At 53.7% G+C, this 15519-nt stretch carries 13 protein-coding genes; 4 read left to right on the top strand and 9 right to left on the bottom strand.

The window, feature by feature from the left end; all coding sequences use genetic code 11:
• The first annotated feature begins 1 nt into the window (after window position 1).
• Window positions 2–919, top strand: coding sequence for a DNA polymerase domain-containing protein (locus CHH67_RS08645; protein WP_095264772.1), 918 nt, complete (start codon window positions 2–4; stop codon window positions 917–919).
• Here CHH67_RS08645 and CHH67_RS08640 read toward each other — a convergent pair.
• The 3 genes from CHH67_RS08640 to cls all read right to left on the bottom strand — a co-directional run bounded on the left by CHH67_RS08640 (window position 902) and on the right by cls (window position 4657).
• On the bottom strand, window positions 902–1891 hold the full coding sequence (locus CHH67_RS08640) for an SPL family radical SAM protein (RefSeq protein ID WP_095264771.1): 990 nt from the start codon (window positions 1889–1891) through the stop codon (window positions 902–904). The genes CHH67_RS08645 and CHH67_RS08640 overlap by 18 nt on opposite strands.
• A gap of 255 nt (window positions 1892–2146) precedes the next feature.
• Complete coding sequence (locus CHH67_RS08635; RefSeq protein WP_095264770.1) at window positions 2147–3064, bottom strand: YitT family protein; 918 nt, start codon at window positions 3062–3064, stop codon at window positions 2147–2149.
• A 162-nt stretch (window positions 3065–3226) separates the two neighbouring features.
• Window positions 3227–4657, bottom strand: coding sequence for a cardiolipin synthase (gene cls / locus CHH67_RS08630; protein WP_095264769.1), 1431 nt, complete (start codon window positions 4655–4657; stop codon window positions 3227–3229).
• Window positions 4658–4961: 304 nt separating this feature from the next.
• Here cls and CHH67_RS08625 point away from each other — a divergent pair, with 304 nt between their 5' ends.
• Window positions 4962–5933: a M23 family metallopeptidase gene (locus CHH67_RS08625; protein WP_095264768.1), complete on the top strand. Its 972-nt coding sequence runs from the start codon at window positions 4962–4964 to the stop codon at window positions 5931–5933.
• A 27-nt stretch (window positions 5934–5960) separates the two neighbouring features.
• On the top strand, window positions 5961–6380 hold the full coding sequence (locus CHH67_RS08620) for a bactofilin family protein (RefSeq protein ID WP_095264767.1): 420 nt from the start codon (window positions 5961–5963) through the stop codon (window positions 6378–6380).
• A 125-nt stretch (window positions 6381–6505) separates the two neighbouring features.
• Here CHH67_RS08620 and CHH67_RS08615 read toward each other — a convergent pair whose 3' ends face one another.
• From CHH67_RS08615 to CHH67_RS08600, 4 genes are all read right to left on the bottom strand, one after another.
• Window positions 6506–7279 carry an ABC transporter permease gene (locus tag CHH67_RS08615; protein WP_095264766.1) on the bottom strand — a complete coding sequence of 258 codons (774 nt, stop codon included), beginning with the start codon at window positions 7277–7279 and terminating at the stop codon, window positions 6506–6508.
• Window positions 7272–8183, bottom strand: a complete 912-nt coding sequence (locus tag CHH67_RS08610; protein ID WP_095264765.1) for an ABC transporter ATP-binding protein — start codon at window positions 8181–8183, stop codon at window positions 7272–7274. Before CHH67_RS08610 ends, CHH67_RS08615 begins: the two co-directional genes overlap by 8 nt.
• Before the next feature lie 105 nt (window positions 8184–8288).
• Window positions 8289–8492 (bottom strand): hypothetical protein, encoded by a 204-nt coding sequence (locus tag CHH67_RS08605; RefSeq protein WP_095264764.1) that lies wholly within the window; start codon window positions 8490–8492, stop codon window positions 8289–8291.
• 350 nt (window positions 8493–8842) lie between these two features.
• Window positions 8843–9793, bottom strand: coding sequence for an LCP family glycopolymer transferase (locus CHH67_RS08600; RefSeq protein WP_095264763.1), 951 nt, complete (start codon window positions 9791–9793; stop codon window positions 8843–8845).
• A gap of 1042 nt (window positions 9794–10835) precedes the next feature.
• On the opposite strand from CHH67_RS08600, the gene CHH67_RS08590 reads away from it, so the two are divergent.
• Entirely contained in the window at window positions 10836–11204 is a 369-nt protein-coding gene (locus CHH67_RS08590) for a helix-turn-helix domain-containing protein (protein ID WP_095264761.1), read from the top strand.
• Between the two features lie 115 nt (window positions 11205–11319).
• On the opposite strand, the gene CHH67_RS26170 is transcribed toward CHH67_RS08590, so the two are convergent.
• The gene (locus CHH67_RS26170) at window positions 11320–11472 is read right to left on the bottom strand and encodes a hypothetical protein (protein WP_176475524.1); all 153 of its coding nucleotides are present in this window, start codon (window positions 11470–11472) and stop codon (window positions 11320–11322) included.
• A gap of 402 nt (window positions 11473–11874) precedes the next feature.
• On the bottom strand, window positions 11875–15519 hold a 3645-nt coding region (gene gltB, locus CHH67_RS08585; protein ID WP_095264760.1), incomplete at its 5' end, for a glutamate synthase large subunit.

The raw sequence follows: 15519 nt of genomic DNA, 5'->3' as shown, positions 1-15519 counted from the left end.
GATGCCGCGTCAAGTCAAAGGAACCCTCGTCATTGAGGGCCAGGAAATTCAAATCTCGAACCCGGACAAACCGCTGTGGCCGGAGGTGGGCATCACCAAGGCGATGTACCTGCAGAAGCTGGCGGCACTGTCCCCCTTCCTGCTCCGATACTGCCGCAACCGGCTGCTGACCACGATCCGCTATCCTCATGGGGCGGGGGACGAATCGTTCTATCAGAAGAACGCCCCGGAGCCAACTCCGGACTTCGTGCAGACTGCCGTCCATGAGAATATCCGGTATGTGCTGCTCAACGGCCTGCCGGAGCTGCTGTGGCTCGGCAATCTGGCTGCGCTTGAATTTCACCCATCGCTCCATTATGCAGGCAGCCCGCTGCCCTGCGAATGGATGATCGATCTGGATCCGTCACTGCCGGAAGAGCCGCGCATCATGGAGGCCTCCTCCATTGTCGGCGACACGCTGCGCTCGCTCGGCATCGAGTCGGTGCCGAAGACGTCGGGCGCGACCGGCGTCCAGATTATTGTGACGATTCCCGAAGGCGTGACATTTGACGAGCTGCGCTCGGTGGGGCTGTTCGTCGGTCAATACGTGACCGAGAAGCATCCGAAGCTGTTCACCATCGAGCGGCTGAAGAAACATCGCGGAGACAAGATCTATTTCGACTACCTCCAGCATTACAGCGGCAGAACGCTCGCAGCTCCCTATACGCCGCGGGCCCGTCCGCTTGCCACCGTCTCCACGCCGCTGACCTGGGAAGAGGTGAAGTCCAATGTGTCTCCAACCGACTTCCATCTGCTCAATATCGAAGAGCGTCTGAAAGAAAAGGGTGATCTTCTGCAAATGCTGCCTCCGCAGCCGGTACAGGATATCATTCGTCATCTGAAGACCGGAACGGGCCGGGGCTCAAAACGGAAAGGATAGCTGCTCGACCTCCGGTGTAAGCTCCCTCACCGTCACTTCTGCGGAAGGACGAGGGAGCTTTCTCGTGCTTGCAGCCTTCACCCGAGGCTGAGCCGGTGCCGATCCGTCGTTCATGCCGCACTGCGCAAGCAGCTTCGCAGCCATCTGCTTGAATGAGCGGACGTATCCTTCCTCTGCATAAGGACCTCGGTACAGCTCATAATACGAAGCGAGCTTGTCCGGAAATTGCTCCTTCAGCGTCTGCAGATACCAGCGCTTCACATCCTTGGACAGCCGGAGCAGAGAGATCATGGCAAACGCCGCTCCGCGCTCCTTCGCTGCCATCAGCAGCTGGCGCAGCCCTTCTTCCTCGTCGGTAATGAGCGGAAGCACCGGCGCAGCAAATATTCCGGTCTGAATACCGGCCTCCGACAGCCCGAGCAGCGCTTCAAGCCTCTGGTGCGGATGCGGGGAGGCAGGCTCCAGCTTGCGGATGATGCCGGGATCCAGCGTATTGATGCTGATGTTCACCGATACATCCTTCATCTGCGTCAGAATGTCCAGGTCTCTGAGCACGAGGGGCGACCGCGTTGTAATGCTGGTGCTGATCCGGTACTTGGCCAGCACCTTCAGGCACGCCCTCGTAATTTCGGCCTTGCCCTCAATCGGCTGGTAAGGATCGGTCGCAGTCCCGGTGGTCACCTGACCGATCTGTCTGCCCAGCGCATCGATGTCGTGGCCGAGCTTGCGCGCCATGCCAGACAGCTGCTTCTCCAGCGCCTCAGCTGCATTGTTCTTCATCATAATGCGAAATTGGAATTCATCCTCCGCTCCAAGCCCCATGAAGGACTGAAAGGCCCTTGCATAGCAGAAGCTGCAGCCGTGAGCGCAGCCCCGGTACGGATTAATCGACCAGTCAAAAGGCATTCGCTCCTCCTGAACCCGATTTAACGTCTGCTTCGTAGTTACGGTCTCATAAGTTGTCGTTGGCATGGCAACCCGCCTCCCCTTCTAATGCCAGTGCTGCATTCTATATTCCCCATCATAAACCAAACATATGTTCTGTTTCAAATGGAATTTTCAGCAAGCTTCCAGAAGGCCAAAAAAAGACCGCCCGCAAGAACGCACCCGCATTCTCTTGGACAGCCTGTATCTATGACTACAGTATCTATGACTACTATGTTCCGCTGATCCCCTATATCGTTCCGGTCCAGCCTGAGCGATGCGAAGTCCCCCGGCTCTTCCGGCCTAATGAATATCCTTCTTCTTGAAGCGCCCGCCCTTCACATCATGAATGTTCCCGACGGCCAGGAAAGCCTGGGAATCCCAATCCTCCACAATCGATTTCAGCTTCGCTTCCTCCAGCCGGGTAATGACTACGAAGATGACCTTTTTGCTGTCGCCGGTATAAGCGCCCTCTCCTTCAAGGTAAGTGACGCCTCGGCCCAGACGCTGGGTCAAGGCTTCGCCGATCTCCCTGTACTTGTCGCTGATGATCCACACCGATTTGGACTGGTCGATGCCTTCAATCGTAATATCAATCAGCTTGAAAGCGAGGTAATAAGCGATCAGCGAGTACATCGCATGATCCCAGCCGAAGACAAAGCCCGCGCTGCCCAGGATGAACACGTTGATGAACATCACAATTTCCCCGACCGAGAACGGCGTTCGCTTGTTGATCAGAATCGCCACGATTTCCGTACCATCCAGCGATCCGCCCGAGCGAATGACAAGCCCGACGCCCACGCCGAGAAATATGCCGCCGAAGACGGCCGCCAGCAGCGGATCAATCGTAAGCGGCTTGACCGGATGCAGAACGTACGTTGCGGTGGACATCACCAGCACGGCATACAGTGTGGACAAGGCAAACGTCTTGCCAATCTGTTTATACCCTATAAACAGAAATGGCAGATTGAACAAGGCGAGGAATATCCCGAGCGGAACGCCGGTAAAATGGGCAACCATAATCGATACCCCGGTGATCCCCCCATCAATAATTTTGTTGGGGACTAAGAAAATCTCCAGCCCTACAGCCATAAACAACGCACCGAAAGTCAAAAACACCAGACGGCGGAGAAGCCTTTTCGGGACCGCGCCCGCCTTCAGATTCTCCGGCTTCTGCTGCTCCTCTTCCTCATGCGCAAGAACCTTTACATGACTTGACATAAATTTCCCCCGTTCATTCTGAGGATCTGTGTTTCATATATTTATGAGCTGCAGCTATATATATATTTTAACATAAAATATTGAAACGCCATATACCGCAAGCGTGCACCTGCGCTGTGTCTGCCACCAACCGGAACTTATGATCACATAGATGTCAGGCTGCTACAGTAGCGGAGACAGCATTCTGCACAGAATCTCCGCCGCTTTTTGCCTGCCTCCACGCTTATGGAAGGACTCCCACTCGATCGGGCGGCTGTTACGCAGATCCTCTTCAAAATCGGCGACAAGATCGTCAATCGGGCGCTTGTTGAACATTACGGCCGTCAGCTCGAAATTGCAAAAAAAGCTGCGCATGTCCATATTCGCCGTGCCCACCGAGCCCAGAATCTCATCGACGATAATCACCTTGGCATGAATAAACCCTTTTTCATATTCGTAAAAGGACACGCCCGCAGCCATAAGCTCCTCCACATAAGACAGGCTGGCGAGCTTCACCAGGCGCGTGTCGGCTTTGTCCGGAATAATGATGCGGACATCGACCCCGCTCACGGCGGCCGTCTTGATCGCTTCATACACGCCTTCATCCGGGATGAAATAGGGACTGGTGATCCATATCCGCTCTTTAGCAACCGAGATGGCCCCAAAGCACATTTCCTGAATCGCGTTCCAGTTCTGATCCGGCCCGCTGCTCAAGATCTGAACCTGCTCTTCGCCTGTGCAGCCGTGCTCGGGGTACAGCAGCGGGTCCGCGATGCGTTCTCCGGACGCCAGCCTCCAGTCATGCAGAAACACATTTTGCAGAAAATAAACCGCATCCCCCTTCACTTCGAGATGCGTGTCACGCCAGTACCCCATCTTCGGATATTTGCCTAAATAGTCATCCCCGACATTAATGCCGCCGAGAAACCCGACGGTGCCGTCCACGATCACAATTTTGCGGTGATTGCGGTAATTGACGCGCCGACTGAACATCGACACCATCGCCGGAAGAAAGAAATAGAACTCCACCCCCGATTCCTGAAATCGCCGGATGAACGCTTTTTTCAGCTTATAGCTGCCGAGGCCATCGCAGATGAGACGAACCTTGACGCCCTCTTTCGCCTTACGGATCATCACATCCTGAAACTTGGTGCCAATCTTGTCATGTCTGAAAATATAAAATTCCACATGAATATGATCCTTCGCCTCTTCCATCGCCTTGAGCATCGCGGCATAGGTCTCCTCGCCATCGGTTAACACGCGGGTCTCGTTGCAGCCGGTAATCGGGCTCTCAGACAAATGGTTCAGCAGGTTGAACAGCCGCAGATGCCCTCTGAATTCAGGGTTGTTCATCTCCTCCGGCTTCTCGACCACCGTCACCCGCTTCCACAGATGCTCGCGAATTTCCCGAAATACTTTTGATCCTTTGTCGCGGAACTTGAACCGCTTCTGATAGTCCCTGGCGATAAAAAAGTAGAGCACGAAACCGAGAAACGGAAGACAAAATAAAATAAACAGCCATGCCACCGTCTTCGAAGGATTGCGGAATTCCAGCAGCAGGACCGCTGCCATCTGTAAAACAAAAGCCATGAGTGCAAGCAGAAGCCACTGCATAGGGGCAGCCTCCTAACTAGTATGATAATCGCTAAAATTGGAATAATGCGAACAGCGAGTCCGTGCCGCTGCATCGGTATAATGCCCTGCACAGCAGGAGCAGCCTCAAGATTCATCATTGTCCATTCTTCCAGCTATTTATTCAATACATAACCAATAACCTGTCATGATGAATAAAAATAGGCTCGCCCTATTTTTTTGACATGTTCTCCGAAAAAGTAGAATACATAGAAGATAAGGAGTATGCTCGACCCGATCTGACGTATGGAAATCCCCTATTTTCCGAATCGAAAGGAGTGATGTCATGAAAACCGCGCAGCAAAAGGGACGCTTGACCCTCCTCGTTCTTCGGGATGCCCAGCATTCTGTCAAGCAGGTACAACTGTCCAAGCCGATGATGATCGCCGTGCCTGCCGCAGCTGTTCTGTCCATTGCCGGGCTGATCGTCTCCCTCCAGATCCAGTCCGCCCAGACCATTACACAGCTGGAGCAGCAGCTCGCGCTGAAGAGCCTTGAAGCGCTGCAGATGGAGGTTACCGTCACCGATAAGGACGCGGCCATCGAACGGCTGAACAAGGCCATCATCGAGCTGTCAGGCGAGGCCAAGGAGACCAGGGCCCAGATGGAGCGGGTTCAGCAGCTGGAACAGGAGCTCCAGGAGTTCATCAAGGAGAACGGTACGTTCAAGGATGCAACGTCATCGGTCAGCATGGAGCAAGGGATGTTTGTCGGCGGGGAATTTATCGCGGTCCATGAGAATGAAATGCTCACGCTGGCCAGGGAAACCCGCGATGATTTTGCCGAGATTCAGGCGCTGATCTCCCGGATGGAATCCCACATTCCCCGCACGCTGGGTCAGGCGCTGGAGACCCAGGTCATGCTGGAAGGAACACCGTCACTGTGGCCCACGGTTTCCAAGAGGATCTCCTCCAGCTTCGGGTACCGCAGCGATCCCTTCACCGGCCGTTCCGCCTATCATGCCGGCATCGACATTGCCGGAAGTGTCGGCGATCCGATCTATGCGGCAGGCTCCGGCATAGTCACCGCCGCAGAGCGAAGCGGCGCCCGCGGGATCTACACCGTCATCGAGCATCCGAACGGCTTGGAAACGTGGTACATGCATTTGGACAGCCTTAACGTGTCTGTTGGCCAGCAGGTCCAGCAAGGCGACATCATCGGCAAGCTCGGTAATACCGGCCGCAGTACAGGACCACATCTTCATTTCCAGGTGGTCAAAAACAATCAGACCGTCGACCCGATGCCGTATCTGCAATGAAAATAAAAGTAAACAGGAGGAATCAACATGCGAAGAAACAGAAAAGCCAGACGTCAAGCGCTCCGAATGGACACACTCGTCGGTCCGGGAACGGAAATGGAGGGCTCCCTGCAGAGCAATGCCGACCTTCGGATCGACGGCAGCTTCAAGGGAACGATCGAAAGCCAGGGCAGCGTCACGATTGGCGAAAGCGCAGTCGCCCGCTCCAACATTACGGCTAACGAAGTCATCGTCGCTGGCATGGTCTATGGGGACGTCGCGGCGGAAACCAAGCTGACGATCACGCCGACCGGGAAAATGTTCGGCAATGTAGTGGCTTCCTCCCTGATCGTGATGGAAGGCGGCCAGCTTAACGGCGTCAGCCGCATGGAGGATCAGACGAACAGCGCCGCTCAGGAGAGCTCGGAGCTCAGCGTCCTGCCTGTAAAGCATTCGGATGTGGGCTAAGGCAGCAATGGATGCCTCCATGATGCCGCACTGGCCCGGCATTCACGATCATCCATACCCGCTTTCGCAGAAACAACAAAGGAGCTCCTCGCATCTGGATAAGATGAATGGGAGCTCCTTTTGTATCATGTTGTAACATCCCTCTTGGTGAATACCCACCAGGATATGAGCAGGAACAGGATGGAATACCCTGCCAGGATCGCAATGGAGAACGCCAGGCTTGTCCCTCCTGGGCCTACCGGTGAATGGATATACACACTCAGATCGGTATGAAGCAGAAGAACATATTTCGCCCAGACATGCTTCTCCGGATTGAACAGCATGCCGAACAGATCCTTCGTAAACAGAATAAGCAGCGACAAGCCGATCGCCAGACTGCTGGAGCGAAACACGGTGGACAGCATGAAGGTGATCGTGGCAATGACCACAAGCTGAATGAGATCGGTCAGCACCAGCAGCATGGAATCCAGCATCCGCGACTGTTCGAAGCCGGCGCCCATCGCCTGGTTCCCACTGAATAACAGAGCTGATGAAACAATCCCGACAGCAGACAATATGACAGTGCCCAGCAGTCCGAACAGCAGCATGGCAATATATTTGGAGAACAGGATTTTGCCCCGGCTCCAAGGCCGGATCAGCAGCAGCTTGATCGTTCCCCAGCTAAACTCTCCAGCGACCAGATCGGAAGCAATGACAACTGCAAATATGATGTTCAGCAAATAGGTGAAGCTTTCGGTCCACGTAAACACCGTCCACAGGTCCATATCGGCTCCCGTCAGATAGAGCAGGACCGGCATCGCCAAGCTGAACAGCGCCAGCAGGCCCAGCATGACCCATGTGCGCGGACGGCTGTAAATTTTCATATTCTCGTTCGCGACAAGACGGATGAAATTATTCAATCGCTTCCCCTCCTGTCACTTCCAGGAATTGATCCTCCAGCGAACGCGTAACCGGCATAATCCCGTATACGTTCACCCCTGCACTCACTAGCCGTGCATTCATCTCCGCCACCATGTCCGGGGTGCCGCGCACAACGACGCTGCTGCCCTGAACGGTCGGATCAGCGGATTGCAGCACCTCTGCCGCTCTTGCTGGATCGCTGACGATAAAGGCCGTATCCTCCGCTTCCGGCTCGCCGTGAGCGTTCCTCAGGGCGCGGACATCGACCAGTTTCCCCTGACTGATAATGCCCACCGTATCACACATCAGCTCCATCTCCGACAACAAATGGCTGGAGACAAACACCGTTGTCCCCTCCTCCTGCGCCAGCTTGCGCAGGTAGTCCCTCAGCTCGCGAATTCCTTGCGGATCAAGCCCGTTCGTCGGCTCATCCAGAATGAGCAGCCTCGGACGATGAAGAAGCGCCTGAGCCACGCCAAGCCGCTGACGCATGCCGAGCGAATAGGTCTGCACCTTATCATGGATTCGATTGCCCAGGCCGACAAGGTTGACAACCTCCGTAATCCGCTCCTCGGTAATGCCGGGCATCATGCGGGCATAGTGAATCAGATTTTTATAACCCGACATAAATTTATACATCTCGGGATTTTCAACGATGGCACCGATCTGGGCGGCAGCCTGTTCATAATGATGACGAATGCTCCAGCCCCCGATCGTAATATCCCCTTCGGTGATGGACATCAAACCGACCATCATCCGGATCGTGGTTGTCTTCCCGGCCCCGTTCGGCCCGAGAAAACCGAATACCTGACCCTGAGGAATATCAAAGGTCAGGTTGTCCACGATCACCCTTGATGATATTTTCTTGGTGACTCCCATCAGTCTTACGAGCGGTTCCTGCATATTCAAGTTCTCCTTGTATGTGTTCTTCAGGCGTAACGCATCCATTACCTACTACAGATTAACCCAACTACGGTCACCATAATGATCCATCATTTCCTTATTATATCACAGTGGTTCTTGAAGCTGGACGTTGCCCTTACCCTGATGCTCCTCGCTGTCGCCGCCGGGCAGCCTGTTCTTTTGTTGACAAGCAACACAGATGCCCATTGGCGTATGATATCGATAGAATCCCGTCTTGAACACTTCCCCGCCCTCGGCCACCTTCACGATCCGCCTGCAGATCAGGCAGTACATTTTTATATCACTCATGTGGATAGTTCCTCTCTAGGGGAATCATAGTATTATTCAGGATACAAATTGTATCATAACCTGAAATGTATTAAATTTATCCGGGATTGTCAACATAAATCGACATGGATTCTGCGCAGGTTGTCGTTATTTCGAACCGTTTGCCGGGCGACGCCAGCGGCAGCCGCAGTCAAAACCGCAGCGACCATCCCGCATGCGGCACCTGAGCGACACGCAAAAAAGCATCCATGCTCGCTGTCTAAGCGACTATGGATGCGCAAGTGTTCATTCCATGATATGTTGTCTGCTTCCCTGTAAATAGCACAGATTATTTTTGATGGTATTAGTTTGGTTTGCTGGTTAGTTTTCCTTTACTCACCGCTGTTCATATGACTGTACAATCGGGACTGGATTTGCTCCTGCTCCTGCTGGTTGACGATGTAATACCAGATCCCATTGATTCTTTGGCCGTGCCCCTGGATTTCAACCTGTTCAATCTGCCGGAGCTTCTGGCGATAATCCGACACGAGAATCTTCATCTCGTCAAAGGATATATTCGTCTTCACACTGCCTTTAATATCATCGAGGATCTGTTCCAGCTTCCAGGCCGTTGATACATTCATCGCCTTGTGCATGATCGCCTTAATAATTTCCTGCTGCCTTGAATTTCGGCCGAGATCGCCTCTCGGGTCCTCAAAACGCATCCGCGAAAAAGCCAGCGCCATCTCCCCGGTCAGCGTCACTTCACCCTTGCCAAAATGAAAGCCGGCATAATCAAACTCCATGTCGTTATGTACAGTCACGCCGCCCAGCGTATCAATGATATCCGCGAAGCCTTCCATATCCACCTTGATATAATAATCGACCGGCACCTTTAAGAAATGCTCCACCGTCTGAATGGACATATCCACCCCGCCGAAGGCATAGGCATGATTGATTTTGTCTACTGTGCCCCGGCCGACGATATCTGTCCGTGTATCGCGAGGAATATTAAAGATCAATACGGAGCCCTTGTCCGGATCAACCGCCATGAATATCATCGCATCCGACCGCCCGCTGTCCGATGGCCTTTCATCCACCCCGAGGATCAGCACGGTAAACGGCGTCGCCTTGCGGGTAATTTTCGGTGCAGCGCTCGGTGCATTGCTCCCCTTCACGTCTTGCACCTGGACGCCCTCCGGAAGCATCTGTGGACGCGGTCGTTCTTCATAGATCTCGTTCACCGTGGATTTGATGGATAAATAGACGTAGGTCATGTAGCTGGAAGGTAGTACGAGCAGTGCGATGAGCGTTCCGATGATCCACTTGGTTCTTTTCGTCATGGATGGCTGCCCTCCATAGTTAGTCACGCTTATTCACGTCTGGTTATACATGAGATGATCGATGGTGCCCTATGCACGGCATCGGTCTAGGTCGTTGGAAATGAGAGTGAAGGCATTGCGGGTTCGAATCGGGGTGTCGTTTGGCGCATTCGGTGCAAGAACCGTCCCCTGCCTCGCCGCCGGATTCACGTCCGGGAGCAGGCGGCCGATGCCGATGAGCCACGAAAGGACCTTTGTATTTAAGGTAAAAGAACTAATGACCGCACTTCTTAAATATAGTAAAATGGCTTTAGCAACTTCATATTTTCACTGGATGATATATTTATTGCTGTGTGGGTACGGCAATCGTCCCTGCCTGCAGTCCGTAATCATCCGGTTGAGCATGCCCGTTATCCTTGACTTCTGGTCTTGGTCTGCGTATATTTCGGCATGATAAAGATAGGAGCTCATGAAAGGCTCCTCTGTTACAATGCGTCCTGCTACGCTAATTTGATCGGTTCCATCATTAATTTCATACCCCAGCTTCACGTTAGGAGTAATCGGAATCGGCCATCGGCACAGGAAAACCAGCCTCTCGGGATGAAGCTCGAGCGGGGTTACAGCATGTAGTTCTCCTTGAATGTTCAAGCTGCCGATTTTGAGTATCCGAACTCCAACTCGAATGAGGTGGCTCATTTCATTTGACATAGGATTATCCGGTTCGCTCCTTTAATCCAATGAAATTCTGGTATGAGACATGAATTCCAAGGATAAAATGATACTATATGTCACTATTCGGCATATCCAAGATACGTATTGTATCGTTTTATTTTCCAATTTTACGATACATATTGTATCCAGTCAAGTCCTTATATGCGTTTTTATATTTCTTTACAAGCATGGCTCGCTTATTGTATTTTCGGATAGGTCCACATCCGATGGCCCTATAGCAGGACAATAACGGAACGCATGAAGAGAACCGATTTGAGGCAATCCATGGAAGTCATTTTTACATTGAACCATAAATAATAACAGCATCCTAGATTCGAAGGGGGGATCCATAATGAACTACGGAGAACGAATCTCAGAGTTACGTGAACGACGCGGCTGGACCCAGGAGGAGCTTGCCAATTCGGTAGGCATTACTCGGGCGGCGCTGTCTCATTACGAAAAAAACCGGCGCAAGCCGGATTTTGATACCTTGACCCGTCTTGCTGACCGGTTTAACGTGTCGATTGATTATTTGATCGGGCGGACAACCGAGGAGAAAGCGGTGCTGGATTCGGCAGCCAGAGATTTTGTTGATGATCTTGAGCTCTCCGATGAGGATATTCTGCAGCGTTTCAATCTGACGGTAGACGGGCGCAAGCTGACGGAGGAAGAAGCCAGACGCTTTATTGCTTTCGTTCGGATGGAACGTTCCATGAAATAAGATGCTGATGCCTTTTCAGCATAAGATGAACCACAACAAATCCCCGGAAGCCAGGAGTCAGAGCATGTCTCCTGGACATTCCGGGGATCTTTGTGTTGACGAGCCGGTATGCAGCTTATTTTTTATATGTCTCCTCGTATTGCCGCCATTTGTCGGGATGGATTCCCAATTGAATCATGAGCTCCAGGATGTCCAGACTCACCTTTTGCTCATCCGGCTGCTGCTCGCCACCGACAGAGCTTCTCTCCTTATCCATACTCATCTTCATTCTTCCCCCGCTTATTCACTGATTTCCTATCCATCCCTGCCGCTATGTATCGTTGTTGATTCCAGTCCTTGAACCTGTATTCCTGAAATGAACCGCCGCCCTTTAGCCTGCAAACTTACTTATCAATATTATAACGAAGGTGCTTGTTTTATGTTGTCGTCTGATGGAAATGCTGTTCCATGATTGGGGTTCTATTTTTGTCGAATAGGTTTGTTGCAAAAAATCAATTTCCCGTAAAATTCATATTTTCGTACGTTAACATCGGGACGATAAGAAAAAAACACACTGCATTCTTAGTCGAAATGCAGTGTGTTTTTCACATTTATGAAAGCAACTCCGCTGCGGGTTAAACCGCCGCAAAGGCGGGAATCGCCTTTATTGCTTGATATTTCAGGTTACCGCTTAGCTTCCGGCCCGGGCCAATTCCTTCATGTTGGCTTCGAATGCAGCCAGCAGCGCGGCGTCTCCGGATAGTCCTTGAGCATGAACTTTCTCGATCTGCTGAATCATCCGCTTGTAGTCCTTCGGAATGACCCGAACGAAGCGATGGAGCGCCTGATCCCAGTCAGCAAGAACCTGCTGCGCCGGCACGCTGTCCGTATAGATGGAATGCTGCTGAATCATCCGGAACAGTTGATCCGCTTCCTTCTGATCCTCCACGCGCTCAAGCAACACCATCTCCAGATTGCAGCGGCTGACAAAGCTGCCTTCCGGATCATAGACATAAGCGATGCCACCGGACATCCCTGCGGCAAAGTTCCGTCCCGTCTCGCCCAGAACAACGACGCGGCCGCCTGTCATGTATTCACAGCCGTGATCGCCGACACCCTCGACCACAATGTTCGCTCCGGAGTTCCGTACCGCAAAGCGCTCGCCCGCGATGCCGCGAACGTAAGCTTCCCCGCCGGTTGCTCCATAGAAGGCGGTATTGCCTGCGATGATGTTCTCCTCAGCCTTGAATGTTGCCTTCGGCGAAGGCTTCACGATCAATTTGCCGCCGGACAATCCTTTGCCGATGTAGTCATTGGCGTCCCCTTCAACGGTCAGCGTCATGCCTTTCGGTACGAACGCACCGAAGCTCTGCCCTGCCGAGCCGACAAAGGTGAACCGAATGGTATCTTCAGGCAGACCTGGCGCACCATACTTGCGGGTGACTTCGCTGCCGAGAATCGTGCCAACGGCGCGATCCACATTCGTAATCGGGAATGTTCCCTCTACCGGTGTGCCCGATTCAAGAGCAGGCTCGGCTGCCTTCAGCAGCTGACGCATATCCAGCGTCTGTTCAAGCCCATGATTTTGTTTTTTCGTACGATAACGTGTGCTGCCTTCCGGAAGCTCCGGCGTGTACAGGAGCGCAGAGATATCCACGCCTTTTTTCTTCCAGTGGGAATCGGCTTTCACCGCGTCCAGGCAGTCTGTACGCCCGATCATTTCGTCTACCGTGCGGAAGCCCAGCTGCGCCATCTGCTCACGCATATCCTCAGCAACAAAACGCATAAAGTTAACGACATGTTCCGGGTCGCCGGTAAAGTTCTTCCGCAGCTCCGGATTCTGGGTTGCTACCCCGACTGGGCAGGTGTCCATTTGGCAGACCCGCATCATAATGCAGCCGATAGCCACCAGCGGCGCGGTCGAGAAGCCATACTCCTCGGCTCCGAGCAGAGCAGCGACGACGAGGTCGCGACCGTTCAGCATTTTTCCATCGGTTTCCAGAACGACGCGATCCCGCAAGTTGTTCATCATGAGCGTCTGGTGTGTCTCGGCCAGCCCCAGTTCCCAAGGCATGCCGGCATGCCGAATCGAGCCCTGCGGCGATGCCCCGGTTCCGCCATCGTAACCGCTGATCAGGATGATGTCTGCACGGCCTTTCGCCACCCCTGCGGCGATCGTGCCGACACCGACCTCGGACACCAGCTTCACGTTAATATCTGCACGAGGGTTGGCGTTCTTCAGGTCATAAATGAGCTCTGCCAAATCCTCGATGGAATAAATATCATGGTGTGGAGGCGGCGAGATCAGACCCACGCCTGGCGTAGAGCCGCGAACCTCAGCGACCCAAGGATACACTTTGCGTCCCGGCAGCTGTCCGCCTTCACCCGGCTTGGCCCCTTGCGCCATCTTGATCTGGATTTCATCCGCATTTACCAAATAGTTCGAAGTTACCCCGAAACGGCCGGATGCAACCTGCTTGATCGCACTGCGGCGGGAATCGCCATTAGCATCCGGTACGAAGCGTGCCGGGTCTTCCCCGCCCTCACCAGTGTTGCTCTTGCCGCCGATGCGGTTCATCCCGATCGCCAGGCTCTCGTGAGCCTCCTTGCTGATGGAACCGAAGGACATCGCCCCTGTCTTGAAGCGGCGCATAATCGATTCCACCGGCTCCACTTCCTCAAGCGGCACCGGCTCTCCTGCAGGCTTGATCTTGAGCAGGGAACGCAGTGTCAGGTGCTGCTCGTTCTCACCTTGTACGAGCTCGGCATATTTCTTATACGTTTCATAATCGCCTGTGCGAACCGCCTGCTGGAGCAGATGGATCGTTCTCGGGTTAAACAGATGCTCTTCCCCGTCTGCTCTCCACTGGTATTCGCCGGCAGAGTCCAGCGCTTTGTCTTTCCCGTCCTTGTCAGTAAAGGCGCGTTCATGATGCGCAAGCGTCTCCTGCGCGATCTCTTCCAGGCCAATTCCGCCAATACGGGACGGTGTGCGTGTGAAGTATTGCTCGATAAAGTCTTCCTTCAGGCCGACAGCCTCGAAAATCTGGGCACCGCGATAAGACTGGATGGTGGATATGCCCATCTTGGACAACACCTTCACCACGCCTTTGCTGGCTGCCTTGATATAGTTCTTCACAGCCTTCTCGTGCGAGATGCCACGCAGCATGCCTTCCTGGATCATATCATCCAGCGTCTCGAACGCAAGATACGGGTTCACCGCGCTCACGCCATAACCGAGCAGCAGCGCATAATGATGAACTTCCCGCGGTTCGCCGGACTCCAGAAGAATCGCAACCTTCGTCCGCGTTCCCTGGCGGATCAGATGATGATGCAGCGCCGACACGGCCAGCAGCGACGGAATCGCCGCATTCTCTTTATCCACGCCGCGGTCAGACAGAATCAGGATGTTATGGCCTTTGGCGATGACGCGATCGGCCGCCTCACACAAGCCGGTAATCGCCTTGCGCAGCCCCTCTGCCCCTTCCGCTGCCGGGAAGAAGATCGGAATGGTCATCGACTTGAAGCCCGGACGATGAATATGGCGCAGCTTCGCAAATTCCTCGTTGGACAGCACCGGCGTATCCAGACGGATATGGCGGCAGCTTTCCGGCTCCGGCTTCAGCAGGTTCCGCTCCGGCCCAATCGTCGTAGCGGTGGAGGTGACAAGCTCCTCCCGGATCGCATCGATCGGCGGATTCGTTACCTGGGCAAACATCTGCTTGAAGTAGTTGAACAAGCGCTGCGGACGTTCGGACAGCACCGCAAGCGGGGCATCGTAGCCCATCGAAGCCACAGCCTCGGCACCTGTCAGCGCCATCGGCTCCATCACTTTGCGCAGCTCTTCAAACGTATACCCGAACGATTGCTGCAGCTGACGAACATTCTCATGCTTCGGATCCGGAAGCTCCGGCGCCTCAGGCAGCTCGTCAAGCTCCACCAGATGCTCGTTCAGCCATGTTTTGTAAGGATGCTCGGACGCGATCGCAGCTTTCACCTCTTCATCGGAGATGATGCGGCCTTCCTTCGTGTCAACGAGCAGCATGCGTCCCGGACGCAGGCGATCCTTGTACAGCACATTCTCCGGTGCAACATCCAGCACACCGGCTTCGGACGAGAGAATGATCAGATCGTCCTTCGTTACATAGTAACGCGATGGACGAAGACCATTGCGGTCTAGCGTCGCGGCGATTTGGATACCGTCCGTAAACGCCATCGCTGCAGGTCCGTCCCACGGCTCCATCAGCGTGCTGTGGTACTCGTAGAACGCTTTTTTCGTTTCGTCCATGCTCTCATGGTTATTCCAAGGCTCAGGGACCATCATCATCGCTACATG

The organism is Paenibacillus campinasensis (assembly GCF_002272015.1).
GTDB classification, from domain to species: domain Bacteria; phylum Bacillota; class Bacilli; order Paenibacillales; family Paenibacillaceae; genus Paenibacillus_AQ; species Paenibacillus_AQ campinasensis.
Note: the sequence above shows the minus strand (reverse complement) of the source record. Positions and strands in the feature narration are given on the sequence as shown.